Here is an 18,153-nt window from a genome sequence, read left to right on the forward strand (position 1 = left end):
AGGCATAAAAGGCGGGAGGAGCGGGACGTGAGCGAGGATATGTCCGCCGGTAATGCCGGCGACGTGCGTCTGGCCCAGACATGGCGCAGTTTCTGCGAGCGTCTGGCAGAGGCGGGGGAGGTGCTTCTGCGCGAGCAGGCGCCGGCCAACCCGCTGGATCAGGCGGAAGGCGTGCGTTATCTCAGCCGTCTGGCTCGCACGGCACTGAACATGCTGGTGGATTCATCCGACCCTGATTTCCCCCGCATCTTCCTGCTGACCGACGACACGATCAAGATCGGGGCCGACAATCCGGACAATCTGTATCAACAGGTCGTGGTCAGGGGCGACCGGGATTATCGTATCCGGGGCACGCGCGGCACCGTCCCCTATCTCAGCATCGGCAGCAAGGCCAACCGTTACGCCATCGACGGCACCATGGCCTCGACCGGGGAGATCGAGTTTTCTGACATGGTGTTCGACGCTGATGGCGGGTTCGAGATCCTGGTCAGCCGGGAGCCCAAGCCCGGCAATTGGCTGCCCATGGCGGACGATACGACGCTGCTGATCATCCGTCAGACCTTTGACGACAAGGCCACGCAGGTGCCGGCCGATATCCGGATCGAGCGGGTGGGGGAGCCTAAGGTACCGGCCCTGCTGACCCCGGAAAAGATCGAGGCGCAGTTGACCGGGGTAGCGGCCTGGGTGCGCGGTACCGCGAACACCTTCGCCAACTGGTCGGAATGGTTCAAGGCCACGCCCAACCGTTTCTATGAGGCCGACCAGTCCGTTTTCTGGCGGGCCGGTGGCGACCCGAAGATCTGGTACGGGCACCTTTATTATGACCTCCAGCCCGGCGAGGCGCTGGTGCTGGAGGCCACACCGCCGAAATGCCGGTTCTGGAATTTCCAGCTTGATAATTGGTGGATGGAATCGCTCGACCATGTGAACCAGAAGATCTGGATCAACGGTTCGAAGGCGCGGTACGAGGCGGATGGCCGCGTCGTTCTGGTCTGCGCCGATGTCGATCCGGGCTTCGGCAACTGGATTGACCTGGCCGGTCATCGCAGCGGCACCGCGCTCTGGCGTTGGATCGAGGCGGAGGCCCATCCCGTGCCGACCTGCCGCGTGGTGAAGCTGTAAAGTCATCGGGGTGCTGCCACACTCCCATCCGGGGGTATGGCAGCACTCCACACAGTTCAGGCCCCGGTGTTGACCGCATCCAGGGCTGCGCGCACGGATGGCGCGTGACAGGGCCGGCAGATCAGCAGGTCGGGCATATAGGTGTCGCGCTGGTTATAGACCAGCGGCGACCCGTCAATGCGTGAGATATGCAGTCCGTGGGCGCGCGCCACGGCGGCGGGGGCACAACTGTCCCACTCATACTGGCCGCCGGAATGCAGGTAGATGTCGGCCTGGCCGAGGATCACCGCCATGGCTTTTGCGCCGGCCGAGCCCATCGGCACCAGTTCTGCCCCCAGCATTTCCGCCACCGCTACGGCTTCCTTCGCCGGCCGGGTGCGGGAGACGACCATCCGCAGCCTTTCCGGCGCTGGTGGGACACTGACAGTGCGGTCCGTGCGCAGAACCATGCCACCGTCAAGGCCGGGCAGGGCAACGGCGCCGATCAAGGGGGCGCCGTTGATGGCCAGGGCGACATGCACCGCCCAGTCGGACCGCACCTCCCCATATTCGCGGGTACCATCGACGGGATCGATGATCCAGACGCGGGATTTGTGCAGCCGGTCGGGATTGTCCTTTTCCTCCTCCGACAGTAGGCCGTCATCCGGGCGGGCTGCCCGGATGGCGTGGACCAGGAACTGGTTGGCCGTCTGGTCGCCAGCCTTGCCCAGCGCCTTTGGATCGAACAGCCCTGATGCACGGACCTCCAGCAGGATGCGCCCGGCCGTTTCGGCCAGATGCGCGGCGAGTTCGGCGTCGGTCATGGTATTTGCGTTGGTCATGGGGTCTGTGCTCACGGGATCAGTCGGGCAATGATGGCGTCGGCGGCCTGCTCGGCGGTCATCACACTGGTGTCGATGCGCACTTCGGGGTCGACTGGTGGTTCATAGGGGCTGTCGATGCCGGTGAAGTTCTTCAGCTTGCCGGCGCGCGCCTTGGCGTAAAGGCCCTTGACGTCGCGCGCTTCGGCGTCCGCCAGGGCTGTGTCGATATGAACCTCGATGAATTCACCGGGCTGCATCATCTGGCGAACCATGTCGCGTTCGGACCGGAACGGCGAGATGAAGGCGGTGATGACGATCAGGCCGGCATCGGTCATCAGCTTCGCCACCTCGCCCACGCGGCGGATATTCTCCACCCGGTCGGCATTGGTGAAGCCCAGGTCGCGGTTCAGCCCATGGCGCACATTGTCGCCATCCAGCAGGAAGGTGTGGCGGTTCATCCGCGCCAGCTTCCGTTCCACCAGATTGGCGATGGTCGATTTCCCGGCCCCCGACAGGCCGGTGAGCCACAGCACGGCGGGCTTCTGGTTCTTGATGGCGGCATGATGCTCCCGCGTCACGTCCAGCGCCTGCCAATGCACATTGTCGGCCCGGCGCAGCGCGAAATGCAGCATGCCCGCCGCCACCGTGGCGTTGGTCATCTTGTCGATCAGGATGAAGCCGCCCAGGTCACGGCTGTCGGCATAGGCATCGAACGGGATCGGCCGGTCGGTCGACAGATTGGCGACGCCGATGGCGTTGAGATCCAGCGTTTTCGCCGCCAGATGCTCCATGGTGTTAACATTGACCTGATATTTGGGATGCTGGATCGTCGCGGTGACTGTCTGGGCACCAATCTTCAGCCAGTAGGGACGGCCGGGCAGCATCTCCGCCTCGTGCATCCAGACGATCCTCGCCTCGAACTGGTCAGCGACCTGGGGCGGGCTGTCGGCGGTAGCGATGACGTCGCCGCGCGAACAATCGACCTCGTCGGCCAATGTCAGTGTGACCGACTGGCCGGCCACGGCCTGATTAAGATCGCCGTCCAGCGTGACGATGCGCCGGACCGTCGATGTCTTGCCCGACGGCAGGATGCGGATGGCGTCGCCGGGTTGGACCGAGCCGGTACCGATCAGGCCGGAAAAGCCACGGAAATCCAGGTTAGGGCGGTTGACCCATTGAACGGCCATGCGGAACGGTTTGCGCGCATCGGTCGTTGCGTCAATCTCCACCGCCTCCAGATGCTGCATCAGGGAGGGACCCTGATACCAGGGCGTGTTCGCGCTGGGCGTGGTGATATTGTCGCCCTTGAAGCCGGAAATCGGCAGGGCCAGGAAGTCCTGGATCCCGATCGTGTGCGCGAAGGCAGCGTAATCCTTCACGATGGCATCGAATACCGGCTGACTGTACCCGACCAGATCCATCTTGTTCACGGCCAGCACGATGTTCTTGATGCCGATCAGATGCGCCAGATAGGAGTGACGGCGGGTCTGCGTCAGCACGCCCTTGCGCGCATCGATCAGGATGATGGCAAGATCGGCCGTGGACGCGCCGGTCACCATGTTGCGCGTATATTGTTCGTGCCCCGGCGTGTCGGCCACGATGAATTTGCGCTTTTCGGTCGCGAAGAAACGATAGGCGACGTCGATGGTGATGCCCTGCTCGCGCTCCGCCGCCAGGCCGTCGACCAGCAGCGCGAAGTCGATCTCTTGCCCCTGGGTGCCGACACGACGGCTGTCCGCCTCCAGGGCGGCCAACTGATCCTCGAAGATCATCTTGCTGTCATAGAGCAGGCGACCGATCAGCGTCGATTTACCGTCATCGACCGATCCGCAGGTGATGAAGCGCAGCATCGTCTTGTGACGGTGCGTTTCAAGGTAGGTGTCTATATCCTGCGCGATCAGGGCATCGGTCCTGTAGACGGGATCGGCAGTCAGGGGTCGGAAAGCGGTCATGTCGCTACCTCGTCATGCCGGGGCTTGGCCGGCATCGCATTGATCTGAAAGGGAAGGCGACGCGCAGCGTCAGAAATAGCCTTCCTGCTTCTTCTTCTCCATGCTGGCGTCGCCGGCATCCTTATCGATGGCGCGGCCTTGCCGTTCGCTGGTGGTGGTCAGCAGCATTTCCTGGATGATTTCAGGCAGGGTCCTCGCCTGGCTTTCGACCGCCCCCGTCAGGGGGTAACAACCCAGCGTGCGGAACCGGATGGACCGTTGCACCGGCACTTCGCCTTCATTCAGACGGAACCGGTCGTCATCCACCATCAGCAGCAATCCATCGCGCTCCACCGTGGGGCGCGGGGCCGCGAAATAGAGGGGGACGATGTCGATGCCTTCCAGATGGATATATTGCCAGATGTCCAGTTCGGTCCAGTTGCTGATCGGGAAGACGCGGATTGATTCACCCTTGGCCTTGCGCGCATTGTAAAGTCGCCAGAGTTCAGGCCGCTGCGCCTTGGGGTCCCAGCGGTGCGAGGCGGTGCGGAAGGAGAAGATGCGTTCCTTGGCCCGGCTCTTCTCTTCGTCCCGTCGCGCGCCGCCAAAGGCCGCGTCGAAACCGTGCAGGGTCAGCGCCTGCTTCAGCCCCTCCGTCTTCCACATGTCGGTATGCAGGGCGCCGTGATCGAAGGGATTGATGCCCCGCTCCACCGCCTCCGGGTTCTGGTAGACCAGCAACTCCATGCCCGCATCCGCTGCCGCCTTGTCGCGCAGGGCGTACATGTCGCGGAATTTCCACGTCGTATCGACATGCAATAACGGAAAGGGCGGCGGGGACGGATAGAAGGCCTTCTTCGCCAGATGCAGCATCACGGCGCTGTCCTTGCCCACCGAATAGAGCATGACGGGTTTTCCCGCCTCCGACACCACTTCACGCATGATGTGGATAGCCTCGGATTCAAGGCGTTGGAGGTGGGTGAGCTCTGGGATGGTCATGTCCTCAACCTGTTCTTGTTCGTCAGAAGACGCTGATTGTTGTCCCTCGACATGCCATGTTCCCGACCGGTATAAAGCCCCCATCTGGGGGGGGGATCGCGATGAATCTGCCAACGGGCGACGATCTTCTGACCGCGATCCATGAGGGGCCGTTTGAACAGCCGCTCTGGTCGAGCTTTCTGGAGCGCTTGCGGGCACAGTTGCAGGCAAATTATGTCAGCCTGATCTTCCGTCCGCCGGACCGGAATGCTGGCGATCCGGTGGAACTGTTTGCCGGCAGCCGTTCGCCCCCGGCATTGCGCCAGCTTTACCAGCAACAGATTTACAGCGATCCCTTGCCGTATTTCCGGCTGCGAGAGGGGCGCGTCTATGCGCTGTCGGAACTGCTGGACATGCAGGACCCGCGGCATTGCATTTTTTTTCAGGATTTGCTGGTGCCAAGCGGCATGCGCAGGGGCCGGATCGTCAGGGTCACCGAGCCGAAGGGCGTCAGTGCCTGGCTGTGCGCGGCGCGCGACGAACCGGAATTCACCGCCGCCAACAGCGCTTTGTTGAGCGCGTTGGTCCCCCATGTGAGGGCCGCCTTGCGCACCTATGTCGCGATCGAAAAGGAGCGGTTCCGGGCCAGTGTGGCGACGCAGGCGGTGCAGCGCCTGAATTTCGGATGGATCAGTCTGGACCGGCAGGCGCGCATCGTGGAGGCGAGCGCGCATGCCGAGCATCTGCTACGCCATTGTCCGGAATTGTGCCGGGATCGGCAGGGGCGGCTGACGGGCAGGCGGGCGGCGCTGGGCAAGGAACTGGACGTTGTGATCCGGGAATGCGCGGATAATGTCCAGGCCCGTCCCCGCGCCCTGCCGGTCAGCCGCGACCCGTGGGTGGATATGCTGGTCGTGCCGGCCCAGCGGGAACTGGCTCCCACCGGCCCGGCCCCGGTAGCCATTGCCTATCTGCATGGCGACAGCGAGTCGGTTGCCGACCGGCACGAGCAGATCGCCGAGCTGTTCGGCTTGCTGCCCAGCGAGGCGCGGCTGGCCTATGCGCTCAGCCGTGGCATGACGATTGTGGAAGCAGCCGCCCATCTGGGCCTGTCGGAGCAGACGGCGCGCAGCTATTCCAAGACGATCTATGCCAAGATGGGCGCCCGCGGCCAGTCCGACCTGATTCGCTTCATCTTGGCCGGCGTTCTGGCTCTGGCGTGACAAGGGTTTCGAACTGGGTACAGGCAGACAATCATGGCCATGTGCTGTGAATATGCGTAACATATGTATGTTCATAAAACGCATATAGCGAGTGACGCATGTTGTCGTTACAGGAAATCTCCGACCGGCTTGAGATTCAGGACCTTCTGGCCCGGTACGCCCACGCGATTGATGAACGGGATTGGGACGGGCTGGACCATGTGTTCACGCCCGATGCCCGGATCGACTATAGTGAGGCCGGAGGCATAAAAGGCGATTACCCCGAGATAAAGCGATGGCTGCCCATGGCGCTGGAGCGCTTTCCATCATTCCAGCACATGGTCGCCACCTCCAAGCTGACATTGAATGGCGACCATGCCGCTTGCCGCAGCATTCTGTTCAACCCCATGGTCCATCGGGGAGCTGACGGGGCCGATCAGGTGTTCTTCATCGGGCTGTGGTACAAGGACACGCTGGTACGTACGCCGGATGGCTGGCGGATAACCGAGCGGCGTGAAGAGATGAGCTATATTCACAATGCGCCCGCAATGGCGCCGGTACCGGGGCTTGAAAGCGCCGGGTGAGCCGATCCCGACCTATAGGGGCGAATAGTCCGTATATCCCCATGCGTCATCACCGTGACCACTATAAATCGTGTCCCGATCCGGACGGGCAAGCGGGGCATTGCGGCGGAAACGTTCGACCAGATCAGGGTTGCTGATGTAGGGCCGCCCGAAGGACACCGCGTCAACGCCCCCCCCATCCAGCAGGGCCTGAGCCGTGTCGCGCTTCAGATTGTTGTTGGCGATCACGGGGCTGGTCCAGTGCGACCTGACCAGGGCCAGCGCGTCCAGTTCCGGCGTCGGGGCGTGGATGACATGCGCATAGGCCAGCCTCAGCGGATCTGCGGCCCGCAGTAGCGCGCCATATGTGGCGGCCGGGTCGTCATCCTGCATGTCGTTGTAGGGATTGTTGGGAAAGATGCGGAAACCCACCCGGTCCGCGCCGATGGCCCCGGCCATGCCCTCCAGGATCTCCACCACGAAGCGGATGCGGTTGGTGACGCTGCCGCCATAGCGGTCGGTGCGCCGGTTGCTGCCGGTCGACAGGAACTGCATGGGCAGATAGCCGCTGGTGCAATGTAGCTCCACCCCCTCCATGCCGGCGGCGCGGGCGTTGCGTGCAGCCTGGACAAACTCCGCGATCAATGCCGGGATTTCGGCGGTTTCCAGGGCGCGGGGCATTTCGGGTGGCACGGGTACGCCATCGGGACCAGGAACCGGATCGCGCGACGCGATGGCGGATGGTGCCACCGTGTCAGCATCGGCATCCTTGTTGGCGCGGACAGAGACGCGACCCACATGCATGATCTGCATCACCATGCCTCCGCCGGCACCTTGCACCGCGCCCGCCACATCGCGCCAGGCGGCGGTTTGCGCCGTGCTGTGGATGCCCGGCGTCCGCCAGTAGCCCTTGCCTGCTGGGCTGGGCTGCACCCCTTCGGTGATGATCAGGCCGGCGCTGGCCCGCTGCCGGTAATATTCCACCATCAGGGCCGTGGGCACATCGCCCGACCCCGCCCGGTCGCGGGTCATTGGCGCCATGACGATGCGGTTGGACAGGTTGATCGCGCCCAGCCGCACGGGTGAGAAGATATCCACCATGGCCTCTCAAATTCTTTCATAATGCGTATTGTAACTAGTATATCACGACGCAGATGGATGAGGCTATGGTCAGCCATCAACGAAATCGGCGAATCAGCGCGGAGCAATAGAATGACTGGATCATTGCGGGATGTCGCCACCACTCCCCCGGCGGGACAGGCGCGCTGGATGCTGCTGCGCGCCTTCCTGGCACAGAACGTCGTGATCGGCTGTGCATTCGGGGGCTTCAGTGTCAGTGTACTGGCCATCCAGGAGCGGTTTGAGGCAACGCGCGGGTTAGCCGCCATGGGTCTGGCTCTCACTGTCCTTACCATGGGGCTTCTGGGTCCGGTGTCGGCGCGTCTGGTCATCCGTAACGGGTTGCGGATGACCATGCTGCTGGGGTTGTTGTTATCGGGAAGCGGCTACGTACTGCTTGCGGCTGCACCGAATATGACGGTGGTGCTTGCCGCCTATGGCCTGCTGATCGGCCCAGGTCTGGCGCTGTGCGGGTCCTTTCCGACCAGCCTGCTGGCGGGTGGATGGTATCCACAGCGGCGTGGCCGGGCCGTGGGTCTTGCCAATGTCCCGCTGTTGATCGCGCTCATTCCATTGCTGGGCCTGGGCATCATCCAGCGTTTCGGCCTGCCGTCATTTTTCCTGGCACTGGCAGCGCTGCATCTGCTGCTGCTGCCTTTCCTTCTAGGTATTGCCGACCCACCGTCGGTTTCCTGTTCAGCCGTTGACGGGAAGAAAGGCGACCATGCCACGACCGCGCCTGCCGACGCGCGCGCCGTTCTTTCCCGCCCATTATTCTGGGTGATGGTGCTGGGCGGCGGAACCTTGAATGCGGCGGGGATCACCGGCATTTCCCACATGGTCGCGCTCGCGGTGGAAAAGGGTGTGCAGGTCGATCTGGCGGCCTTGCTTGTCTCGGTGTTGGGGGCGGCGGCAATCCTGGGGTCCATGCTGTCGGGCTTTCTGGCCGACCGGATCGGCGCGGCGCGGACCCTTGCGCTGGTGGGCAGCGGCTTTGCCGCAAGCTGGCTGGTCATCGGCACGTCAAGCTGGTTGCCGGCGATGATCCCGGCGGTGTTCGTCCTGGGTATCTGCGGTCCGGCAATCTATCCGCCGGTCAATATCATGGCAGCCCAGGCCTTCGGCATCGCCGCCCTGCCACGTGCGATTGGCTTTTTCGGCCTGTTCACCCTGCCGCTGACCTTCTGCCTGCCGCCGGCAGCGGGCTGGGTGCGCGACATCACGGGGAATTATGGTCTGGTGACGATCATCGTCATCGGCGCATGCGGGGCGGTGGCGACACTGTTCCTGCTGGTGGCGCGGGCAACGGGCCGCTCTACCCGTAAAGCGCCATCGTTCGGGGTCGCATAGAGCGTATTTCCGGTGACCGGAAATGCCCTGCTAACCTTGAATTTTTTTCAAACGCCGGCGCCCGTCGCGCGTTGCCGGAAAATGTGTGGCGGCAGGCCCGTCACCCGCCGGAAGACACGCGCGAAGCTGTTGGGATGCGGAAACCCGCAGGAAAAGGCGATGTTCTTCACCGGCCAGTCGGTGCTAACAAGCAAATCCTTGGCGCGTTCGATCCGTGAATTCTCCACATATTTGGCGATGGTGGTGCCGGTCAGGGCCTGGAACTGCCGATGCAGGTGGCGAGAGCTGACGCCGCACAAGGCGGCGAGGTCCGCGGCCGATGGCGGTTCTCCCCCCTCGGCGACCCGTTCGCGTATCCGTCGATATTGCCAGGCGGCCATCCGACCGCTGGCCGGAGTATGGGGTTGCCGCTCGAGCAGGCGGCGCATCTCGATTACCAGCAGACTGAACAGGGCATCCAGCGCATCGACCGACCGATCCACCTCGTTGGTGAGTTCGCGATAGGCCAGCCGCATAAGCGCACGCAGGCCGTCGCTGCGTATATCCAACAGTGATTGCAGGAACCGCAGGGGCGGAGGGCGGTCACTCCCCAGGATTGAAACTGCAACGGTGGGGTCGAAGACAGCGCGCATGACGCGGATATGGCCGCCTTCGCCCCGGCCATGCAGGGCCACATCCGGGTAACGGACGAACAAGGTCCCCATGAAGCAGTGCTGGCCCGGCGCGATGTCGGGGAACTCTGCCGATGCATCCGCTGAATGCGGCGGCAGCGACATTTCCAGCATCAGGTCGGATTCCGTACGCCGGAAATCGATCATGTCAGGGAAGTGCCATTCGACCAGTTCCAGCCGCCCATCGGCAAGCGCGATCTGGTGAAGGGTCGTAGGTGTGAAATCCATCGTGGCAGTCCGGAACAGGGGAAAAAGTCAGTAGCACGATTAGCGCTGAATGTCCTTTTCTGTTCCAGCCGTCGAATGGGAGGTGGAGTGGGCCGCTGCTAAAATCTGGGCAACGATTTTAGGGAGGAATGATCAATGAAAGTGGTCGTCAACCTGGCGGTCTGCCAGGGACATGCCCGCTGCGAGGATTTGTGTCCGGAAGTGTTCTCCACCGATGCGGTCCTGGGCAAATGCGTTATCAATGAGCCAGAATTTGCAGCCGAGCTTGAGGCCAAAGTGCGGCTGGCCATCCGCAATTGCCCGGAGGGCGCCTTGCGCATCGTGAAGGGAGCCGCGTCATGAGTCTGCTGTGGCAACCGTCCCCGCCCGATCATGTGCCTGTCGACCTGGTCGTCGATTTCGATTTCTTCCATATCCCCGAAGGACTGAACGACCCGGCGGAGATCTGGCACGGGCTGGTCCGCCGGAAAGTGCCGTCTATCTTCTATACGCCGCATAATGGCGGCCATTGGGTGTTCCTGAATTACGCCGATATCGTCGAAGCCTATCGCGACCATACGGTGTTTTCCACCCATCAGACGCCGATCCCACCGATCGAGCCGTTTCCCACCATGCAGCCGCAGGGTGTCGATCCGCCCGATCACAATATCTTCCGCCAGCTTCTGGCCCCGATGTTCACGCCGCTGGCCGTGCGCCGGATGACGGAGGGGCTTCAGCACCGGGCAGAGGGGCTGATCTCCGGTTTTGCCGGTCGTAGTGGTTGCGACTTCATCGCCGATTATGCGTCGAAGTTCCCCACCGGTACCTTCCTGGATCTATTCGGCCTGCCCGAAGAACGGCTGCCAGAATTCCTGCGCATCGCCAATACCTTCTTCCGCAGCACCGACCCGGCCATCCGCGCCGCGAACGTGACGGAGATCTATGGCGTGCTGGAGGAACTGTTCCGGGAGAAGGAGCGCAATCCAGGCAATGACATCGCCTCGACCATCGTCAATGCCCGCACGTCAGAGGGCAAGCAGCATGCCTGGCACGATATCCTGAATTGCGGCTTCCTGCTGTTCGTGGCCGGGCTGGACACTGTGACCAACACCATGGCCTATGTCTGGCGCTATCTGGCGACCACGCCGCTCGCCCGCGCGTATTTCCGCGACAAGCTGGATGATCCGGCAGCCTTCCTGCTGGCCATTGAGGAGTTGATGCGCATCAACGCCGTCTCGAACCTCTATCGCCGGGTCACGCACGATTGCGAATTCCGGGGCATCCAGTTGAAGCGCAACGACCGCGTAGTGCTACCCAACACCGTGGCCAACCGCGATCCGGCGGTTTTCGAGAACCCGCAGACCATCGACCTCGACCGCAAGGTCAATAACCATGTTACCTTTGGTGTCGGACCTCATCGCTGTATGGGATCGCATCTGGCCAAGCGGGAAATCATGATCTCGCTTCAGGAATGGCTGAAGCAGATCCCTGATTTCCAGTTGGCGGAGGAACAGGAAGCCTTTTCCGCCTTCGGCGGTGCCGTTATGGGCTTTGAATCGCTGAAGCTGGTCTGGTAGGGGCCGGGCCGAGGGGAACATGGCGTGCGACCGGGAAAGTTTCCTTGCGAGGAAACTTTCCCGGTCGCTTTTAGCCATCTGATCAAGGGTAGGCCCTAACTCCGCACGCGCGGGCGGGGCAGGGGGGCGTCCCGGCGCATGGTCTCGATGAAGCGGTCCAGGGGGGCGGGTGAGGCGACGGGGCCATCATGGGGCTTACCGCCGCGCGCCCAATAGTCCTTCCAGGAGGGGAACAGGTCGTGGAAGCTGCCTTCGTAGGGCGGCACGCCGGGCCAGCGCATCTTGCGCTGGCCGACGGGCGGCTTGTTGAGGTCGCTGGCGTACCAGTAGAGCGGCAGGCGGCGGCGGAAATACCAGCGCCCGTCGATCCGCTCATACTTGTCGAAATACATCATCTGCATGATGACCCATTCCGGTCCGCTTTCATGCTCGTTCTTGGAATAGACGACGCCCTGGGCATGGTCGGCATCATCGAAATCGATGATATGGCCGCCGATATGGTGGGAGGTGCCGTCGAACTGTATCGAATGCGTCTCGTCGAACCAGTCGCGCAGCGCCTTGCGACCGGTCTTGCCGCCGCCGACCTTCACATCCTCAGGGAACAACCCCACCCAGGCGTCTGAATCGCGCATGTCCAGCGCCAGCGCGTATTTCGCGGGCAGTTGACGGATGGCGTCCAGCGATTCCAGCCGGTCGATCCGGGCTTCCAGCGTCATGGTCATGTGATGTCGTCCGGATCATCGGATATAGCGGGCACGGTAATCCGCGAAGGCCTGCTTGATCGCCGCCTCGTCCAAGCCGAAACGTTCCAGCGAATAGTCATGCGCGGGCCGTTGTTCCCGCTGATTGCCTTCCATGAATTCGGTCAGGGCGGCATCGGTGTCGGGACCGGTCGGGATGCCCATTCGGTCCAGTACGCGCCTAGCCTCCTGCAGTGGCGTCCGGGCCACCGTACGGTAATCGATGTCGATGAACCGTTCCTCGCCAATGCGCACGCGCGCCGTCTCGAACCGTTGCATCCACTCGATCAGGCGGGCCAGCCAGAATGCACCAACCTCCGCGTCCGATATCCGGGCGCCGAGCTTGTAGAGGGTGGCCTGCATGCTGACATAGGAGGGCACGGTCTGCAGCGGGTCGCGGTGGGTCATGATCAGCAGCGCGTCGGGGAACGCCTTGGCCGCCAATTCGGCATAGGGCAGGTTCGACGGGCTTTTCAGGATCCAGCGTTTGCCGCGACGCGACGGCTCCTGCCATTGCAGGTATTTCAGAATGGTCTTCAGGTCCTCATGCCCACGGGACTGGTCATAGGTGTTCAGCCAGCGGGCGAAACTGGGCACGAAGGTCATGCCCTCCACCATGGTGCTGACAAACATCTGGCCCAGGATCAGGATTTCCTCGTCCGGCGCCTCCGGGTCGAGCGGGTGGATGGAGGCCAGTTCCGGGGCCGCGTTCAGCCAGCCGTCGATCATCGCCTGGGCATAGGCGCGGCGTTCGACCGGGTCGCCGGGCTTCTCGTTCGGGAATGGCGCGAAATTCTGCGCCTCGAACCAGCGGATGGCCGTCATGCCGGGTGCCTGGGCCAGCAGGCGGTGGAAAATCGTGCTGCCGGTACGCGGAAGTCCCAGGATGATGCCGGCGACCTCCACCCGCTCGTCAAGAATGTCGGGGTGGCGTTTGATGTCGTCCACCATACGCAGCCGGCTGGTCAGCCCCTTGATAATCACCTCTGTCTGCATGGCAAGGCCCTGTGCCGTCAGGCGGCCTTCCTGATTGGCGGCGGCGATGTAACGGTCCATCGGCTCCAGGAACCAGGTGTCGCCGAAATCGTCCAGACCCGCGCGGTCGGTTGCTGCCCGCAACAGGGTGTCGCGGTCAAAATGGGCCGGCATTGCCTGTTGATCGACCATGGTGCGCTCTCTCCCGGATTCTATGAATGATACTGTCTGCTGTTGGGCATATTGTGCGTCAATACGAACAAATTTTCAATTTTATTCGATGAATGCGTATAAATATGTTAAGAAATATACGCAGAACATCGAGTGGGGAGGCGTTATGAGCCCTGATCTGGAGGCCCGGATTGCGCGGCTGGAGGATATCCAGGCGATCCAGGCATTGAAGGCACGCTATGTTCGCGCCTGCGACCGCAAGCAACCGGAGATCGTCAGGAACTGTTTCACTGCCGATGCAGTCATCGATTTCGAAGGTTTTCCGCTGTTCACCGACCCGGACGCCTTCGCCGCGATCTTTCAGCAATGGGGCTGCCGGCCCAACATCGTGGATATGCATCATCTCAGCAATGCCATCGTCGAACTGACTGGCCCCGACAAGGCCACCGGATGGTTCGATCTGCACTTCTTTCAGATCGATACCGACACCAGACGGCACACCCAGTTGGCCGTCAATTACGAGGATGAATTCGTCCGCGTCGGGGATCAGTGGCGGATTACCCGGTCGGTCAGCCGCCGCATGTCCATGCTGGTCAAGCAGGTGGACGAGAAGGGCGCCGAGCAGGTTCTGGTCGCCGCCCGCTCCGACATCGAAGGCCCGCCTGCGCCGCCGCGATGAGACGGCGCGGGATCCAGGGCCCTGACCCTATCGGTCAGGGCTGGTTGGCACCCATCGCATGCCGGCTCGCGATATAGCCGAAGGTCATGGCCGGCCCCAGGGTGACACCGGCACCGGGATAACTTTCGCCCATCACAGAGGCGGCATTGTTCCCCACGGCATAGAGGCCGGCAATCACCTGATCGTCTCGGTCCAGGACGCGGGCATGTTCGTCGGTGACGATGCCGCCATTGGTGCCGATATCGCCGCCATGGATGGGAAGCGCATAGAAGGGCCCCTTCTCGATGGGGGCCAGCGTGGGGTTTGGCTTAACCCGCTGGTCACCATACATCCGGTCATAAGCGGGACCGCCCCGGTCGAATTCACTGTCCACCCCTTTGCGCGCATCGGCGTTGAACCGTTCCAGCGTGGCCTTGAGGGTGGCCGGCGGCACGCCGATGGCTTCGGCCAGCTTCTCCACCGTCGGGGCCTTCTTCAGCACCTGGCGCACCCCCGCCGGGTGCAGGGCGTCGGGGATCAGCGGCAGCAGCGCGCCGGCCGGGTATTTGTGGCGGTAGGTTGCGTCGAACACGAACCAGGAGGGGTTGGTCTGGCCACCCTCCCGCTCCATCGCGATCATCTGCTTGCCCACCACATGATAGGACGCGGCCTCGTTCAGATACCGCTTGCCCTGCCGGTTGACCATGATGCAGCCAGGCAGGGCGCGTTCGATGGAGGAAAGGCGGGCCCGATCCTCACCCGGAACGCGGAAGACGGGGGCCGACCATGTGGATTGTAGATTGCGCATGCCAGCGCCAATCCGGTCGGCCGCCAGGATGCTGTCGCCGGTATTGTTGACCTGCGAGCCGCTGATCTCCGGATCATCGGAACCCGGCAGATATTTGGCCCGCATCTCGCGATTGCGCTCAAACCCGCCGGCCGCCAGGATGACCCCTCGTCTTGTCCCGATTCGTACCTTCTTGCCGTCCTGCATGACGACGGCACCGGTCACGCGCCCGTCCTCGACCACCAGATCCAGCAGCGGCGTTTCCAGCCAGACGGGGATGCCGCGTTGCTTGATGGCCATCCACAGCCCGCCGACCAGGGCGTTGCCCAGGGTCAGCCGGCGATCCTTGCGGGACCGGAAACGGTGGGGAATGTCGCTGACATAGTCCCACAGCATCCGGGTGAGCACCTTCTGCCATCCCTTGTTGCGGAACAGCAGATAATGGGTGTCGGCGAAACTCCAGTTGATGACGCCACCCAGGCTGGCGGCGGGCGAGGGGCCGCGCAGCTTCAGGATGTCGTCACCCAATTGGCGACCGTCGAAGGTGCGCGGCAGATGGGTGCGGAACCCATGTTTCCCGCCCGGATACTCGACATGATAATCGGGATAGGGCACGCTGTCATACCGCACGGGTGTATTGGCCTGCAGCCAGCGCAGCATTTCCGGGGCGTGGCGGATGAAGGCGCGGATCACCCCGTCCGGCACATTGGGCGCGCTTTGTGGGCGGACATAAGTAAAGGCGTCCTCGGCGCTATCCTCCAGGCCGGCTGCACGCGCCTCATCACTGCACGGAATCCAGATGCCGCCGCCGGACGTGGCCGAGGTGCCGCCGAATTCCGCCGCCTTTTCGATCACCAGCACCTTGCCGTGCGCGTCGGCGGCATTGATGGCGGCGGTCAGGCCGCCTGCGCCTGAGCCCACCACAAGCACATCGACCTCGTGATCCCAAAGGTCTGCCGCTGCCATTCCCTACCCCTGTCGTGATCGTGTTGTTCATTCGGTTTGATGACGTACTCTACGCAAATCATCAATATCATGGGCGATAATTATATGATATCCCCATCTTCCTCCATGATATTCTTCGCGTCATGGGGGTGTCCCGGCGACTGACCGGGTGCTGACATGCCAACAGCTTGCCAATAGCATAGACCGCGCCACCGGGCGCCGTGGGGAGAGAACATGGCCGACACCTATGATTTCATCATTGTGGGCGCGGGCTCGGCGGGCTGCGTCCTGGCCGGCCGGCTGTCCGCGGACCCGCGCAACAAGGTCTTGCTGATCGAGGCGGGCGGGCATGACCGCAGTGTCTTCATCCAGGCGCCCGGCGGCCTGCTGCCGATCATGTATGGTGGCCTGTTCCAGTGGATGCATGTCAGCGTTCCCCAGAAACATGCCGGTGACCGGCAGATGTATACCCCGCGCGGCAAGGTGCTGGGCGGCTCCTCCTCGATCAACGGCATGGTCTATGACCGGGGCGCGCGCAGCGATTACGACCTGTGGCGGCAATTGGGGAACGAGGGGTGGAGCTTCGACGATGTGCTGCCCTATTTCCGCAAGCTGGAGGATTACCGGCCGGGCGGCGACGCCACCTATCACGGGCGTGGCGGACCGGTGCTGGTCACCCGGCCGGGCATCGTCCACCCGCTGGCCCGCGCGTTTGCGGCGGCGGCGCAGGCGGCGGGCGTTCCCTATAATGACGATACCAATGGCGCTGTGCGCGAAGGGGTCGGCCCCGCTGATGTGACGGCATCGGCCGGGCGGCGGTGGAGTGCCGCACGCGCCTATCTGCGGCCGGCGCGCGGGCGGCCCAACCTGCATGTCGTGACCGAGGCGCATGTGGAGCGGGTCGTGGTTACCAACCGGCGGGCAACGGGCGTCACCTATAGCCGTAAGGGTACACGGGTCACGGCGCAGGCCACGCGTGAGGTGATCGTGTCGGCCGGGGCCATCCATTCGCCCCATGTCCTGATGCTGTCCGGCATTGGGGAGGGCGCGCACTTGGCGGCGCACGGGGTGCCGGTGGTGCATGACCTTCCCGGCGTCGGGCAGAATTACCGCGACCATGTGGCGGTCACGGTCAAGCAGGCCTGCACCCAGCCCATCTCCATGTTCAATTTCTTCAACCCGCTGGTGGCGGCGAAGGGGATCGTCAATTTCCTGCTGTTCCGCCGGGGGCCCCTGGCCAATCCGCCGGCCGAGGTGTCCGCCTATCTGCGCACCATGCCTGGATCGGCGGAACCGGACGTGAAAGTGCATTTTGCCATGGCGCTGTACGAGGCGATGGGGCGCAAGCTGATCATGCAGCACGGGTATTTCGCCCATATCGATCTGTTGAGCCCGCACAGCGTCGGCGAGATCCGCCTGACGGGGCCGTCGCCGTCCGACCCGCTGGCCATTGATCCCAACATCCTGTCGACGCCGGAAGATCTGGCCATGGGCCGGGCCGCCATCCGCGCCGTGCGCGATATATTTGCACAGGCGCCGTTCGATCCGCTGCGTGGCGAGGAACTGGCCCCCGGTGCCGATGTGCGATCGGATGCGGAACTGGACGCTTATCTGCGGGCCAGCGCCATTTCCGATATCCACAGTGTCGGCACCTGCCGAATGGGGCGCGACCCGCTGGCGGTCGTCGATCCACAATTGCGGGTGCATGGCATCCAGGGGCTGCGCGTCGTAGACGCGTCTGTTATGCCGCGTGTGCCAGGCGGCAACACCAACGTGCCCACAATGATGGTCGCCGAAAAGGCGGCCGATATGATTCTTGGCCGGCAGGGCTGAGGTGCCGACCAGTGTATCTGTAACTGTCAACCCAGGTCCGCTTCTCCGGCTCCAAGTATCGTCGGATCGCCGCTATGGACGAGCCATTTCGCATGGCGATGAACGATGCGCCAGCCTTTGGCTTGGCGTGCCCAGCCATCATGATAATCGCCACAACTGTCGAAGATCGTGCCGGCCGGATCTCCGGTCCGCTGGTGGCGAGCCTGGACATAGGCGCGGCTATGGGCCTTGTCACCGTCGGCATCAATCAAGATGCTGCCGATCAGGTGTTGGGTGGGGCCGCAGCGGTCGAGGAACCGGGTCATCTGATCGCGCAGCGCGGGCAGGCCGCGCTGTATTTGGCCCGACCCATAGTCGAAGGTCACATCCTCCGCAAACACCTCCCCCAGCGCATCCCAGCGCTTTTCATCGAGAATGCGGGCGAATGTGGCGAGGCCACGGGTAATGGCGCGTTCGGTCTCGAAGATCGCATCACTCATATGTCACGCCCTTCATGTGAAAGGTGTCCGCTCCGACATAGC

General features: G+C 63.1%; 17 protein-coding genes. 8 read left to right on the top strand and 9 right to left on the bottom strand.

Annotated elements, in window-relative coordinates:
- Positions 1-27: 27 nt before the first annotated feature.
- Positions 28-1,122, top strand: coding sequence for a DUF1214 domain-containing protein (locus ACODTW_RS16955; RefSeq protein ID WP_488947237.1), 1,095 nt, complete (start codon positions 28-30; stop codon positions 1,120-1,122).
- Between the two features lie 56 nt (positions 1,123-1,178).
- Here the strand turns inward: ACODTW_RS16955 and ACODTW_RS16960 are convergent, their stop codons facing one another.
- The 3 genes from ACODTW_RS16960 to cysD form a co-directional block, all read right to left on the bottom strand.
- Positions 1,179-1,943, bottom strand: coding sequence for a 3'(2'),5'-bisphosphate nucleotidase CysQ (locus tag ACODTW_RS16960; protein ID WP_488947238.1), 765 nt, complete (start codon positions 1,941-1,943; stop codon positions 1,179-1,181).
- A gap of 11 nt (positions 1,944-1,954) precedes the next feature.
- Positions 1,955-3,877 carry a sulfate adenylyltransferase subunit CysN gene (cysN, locus tag ACODTW_RS16965; protein ID WP_488947239.1) on the bottom strand — a complete coding sequence of 641 codons (1,923 nt, stop codon included), beginning with the start codon at positions 3,875-3,877 and terminating at the stop codon, positions 1,955-1,957.
- A 69-nt stretch (positions 3,878-3,946) separates the two neighbouring features.
- Positions 3,947-4,855 carry a sulfate adenylyltransferase subunit CysD gene (gene cysD / locus ACODTW_RS16970; protein WP_488947240.1) on the bottom strand — a complete coding sequence of 303 codons (909 nt, stop codon included), beginning with the start codon at positions 4,853-4,855 and terminating at the stop codon, positions 3,947-3,949.
- A 101-nt stretch (positions 4,856-4,956) separates the two neighbouring features.
- Between cysD and ACODTW_RS16975 the strand changes: the two genes are divergently transcribed.
- On the top strand, positions 4,957-6,057 hold the full coding sequence (locus ACODTW_RS16975) for a helix-turn-helix transcriptional regulator (protein WP_488947241.1): 1,101 nt from the start codon (positions 4,957-4,959) through the stop codon (positions 6,055-6,057).
- A gap of 98 nt (positions 6,058-6,155) precedes the next feature.
- Entirely contained in the window at positions 6,156-6,620 is a 465-nt protein-coding gene (locus ACODTW_RS16980; protein ID WP_488947242.1) for a nuclear transport factor 2 family protein, read from the top strand.
- 12 nt (positions 6,621-6,632) lie between these two features.
- Here the strand turns inward: ACODTW_RS16980 and ACODTW_RS16985 are convergent, their stop codons facing one another.
- Positions 6,633-7,700 carry an alkene reductase gene (locus ACODTW_RS16985; protein ID WP_488947243.1) on the bottom strand — a complete coding sequence of 356 codons (1,068 nt, stop codon included), beginning with the start codon at positions 7,698-7,700 and terminating at the stop codon, positions 6,633-6,635.
- Between the two features lie 168 nt (positions 7,701-7,868).
- Here ACODTW_RS16985 and ACODTW_RS16990 point away from each other — a divergent pair, with 168 nt between their 5' ends.
- Positions 7,869-9,068, top strand: coding sequence for an MFS transporter (locus ACODTW_RS16990; protein WP_488947244.1), 1,200 nt, complete (start codon positions 7,869-7,871; stop codon positions 9,066-9,068).
- Positions 9,069-9,115: 47 nt separating this feature from the next.
- Here the strand turns inward: ACODTW_RS16990 and ACODTW_RS16995 are convergent, their stop codons facing one another.
- Complete coding sequence (locus tag ACODTW_RS16995) at positions 9,116-9,967, bottom strand: helix-turn-helix transcriptional regulator (RefSeq protein ID WP_488947245.1); 852 nt, start codon at positions 9,965-9,967, stop codon at positions 9,116-9,118.
- 135 nt (positions 9,968-10,102) lie between these two features.
- Between ACODTW_RS16995 and ACODTW_RS17000 the strand changes: the two genes are divergently transcribed.
- Together ACODTW_RS17000 and ACODTW_RS17005 are read left to right on the top strand one after the other, a co-directional pair.
- Positions 10,103-10,309 carry a ferredoxin gene (locus ACODTW_RS17000; RefSeq protein ID WP_488947246.1) on the top strand — a complete coding sequence of 69 codons (207 nt, stop codon included), beginning with the start codon at positions 10,103-10,105 and terminating at the stop codon, positions 10,307-10,309.
- Positions 10,306-11,523, top strand: a complete 1,218-nt coding sequence (locus tag ACODTW_RS17005) for a cytochrome P450 (RefSeq protein WP_488947247.1) — start codon at positions 10,306-10,308, stop codon at positions 11,521-11,523. The genes ACODTW_RS17000 and ACODTW_RS17005 overlap by 4 nt, the downstream gene beginning before the upstream one ends.
- A gap of 95 nt (positions 11,524-11,618) precedes the next feature.
- Here ACODTW_RS17005 and ACODTW_RS17010 read toward each other — a convergent pair whose 3' ends face one another.
- Both ACODTW_RS17010 and ACODTW_RS17015 read right to left on the bottom strand, forming a co-directional pair.
- The gene (locus ACODTW_RS17010) at positions 11,619-12,245 is read right to left on the bottom strand and encodes a nuclear transport factor 2 family protein (RefSeq protein ID WP_488947248.1); all 627 of its coding nucleotides are present in this window, start codon (positions 12,243-12,245) and stop codon (positions 11,619-11,621) included.
- A gap of 15 nt (positions 12,246-12,260) precedes the next feature.
- Positions 12,261-13,430 (bottom strand): sulfotransferase family protein, encoded by a 1,170-nt coding sequence (locus tag ACODTW_RS17015; protein WP_488947249.1) that lies wholly within the window; start codon positions 13,428-13,430, stop codon positions 12,261-12,263.
- Between the two features lie 145 nt (positions 13,431-13,575).
- Here ACODTW_RS17015 and ACODTW_RS17020 point away from each other — a divergent pair, with 145 nt between their 5' ends.
- On the top strand, positions 13,576-14,088 hold the full coding sequence (locus ACODTW_RS17020) for a nuclear transport factor 2 family protein (protein ID WP_488947250.1): 513 nt from the start codon (positions 13,576-13,578) through the stop codon (positions 14,086-14,088).
- Between the two features lie 34 nt (positions 14,089-14,122).
- Here the strand turns inward: ACODTW_RS17020 and ACODTW_RS17025 are convergent, their stop codons facing one another.
- Positions 14,123-15,820, bottom strand: a complete 1,698-nt coding sequence (locus ACODTW_RS17025) for an FAD-dependent oxidoreductase (RefSeq protein ID WP_488947251.1) — start codon at positions 15,818-15,820, stop codon at positions 14,123-14,125.
- A 213-nt stretch (positions 15,821-16,033) separates the two neighbouring features.
- Between ACODTW_RS17025 and ACODTW_RS17030 the strand changes: the two genes are divergently transcribed.
- Complete coding sequence (locus ACODTW_RS17030) at positions 16,034-17,632, top strand: GMC family oxidoreductase (RefSeq protein WP_488947252.1); 1,599 nt, start codon at positions 16,034-16,036, stop codon at positions 17,630-17,632.
- A gap of 26 nt (positions 17,633-17,658) precedes the next feature.
- Here the strand turns inward: ACODTW_RS17030 and ACODTW_RS17035 are convergent, their stop codons facing one another.
- Positions 17,659-18,111, bottom strand: a complete 453-nt coding sequence (locus ACODTW_RS17035) for a nuclear transport factor 2 family protein (RefSeq protein WP_488947253.1) — start codon at positions 18,109-18,111, stop codon at positions 17,659-17,661.
- Between the last annotated feature and the right edge of the window lie 42 nt (positions 18,112-18,153).

The organism is Niveispirillum sp. FG148, from assembly GCF_057809655.1.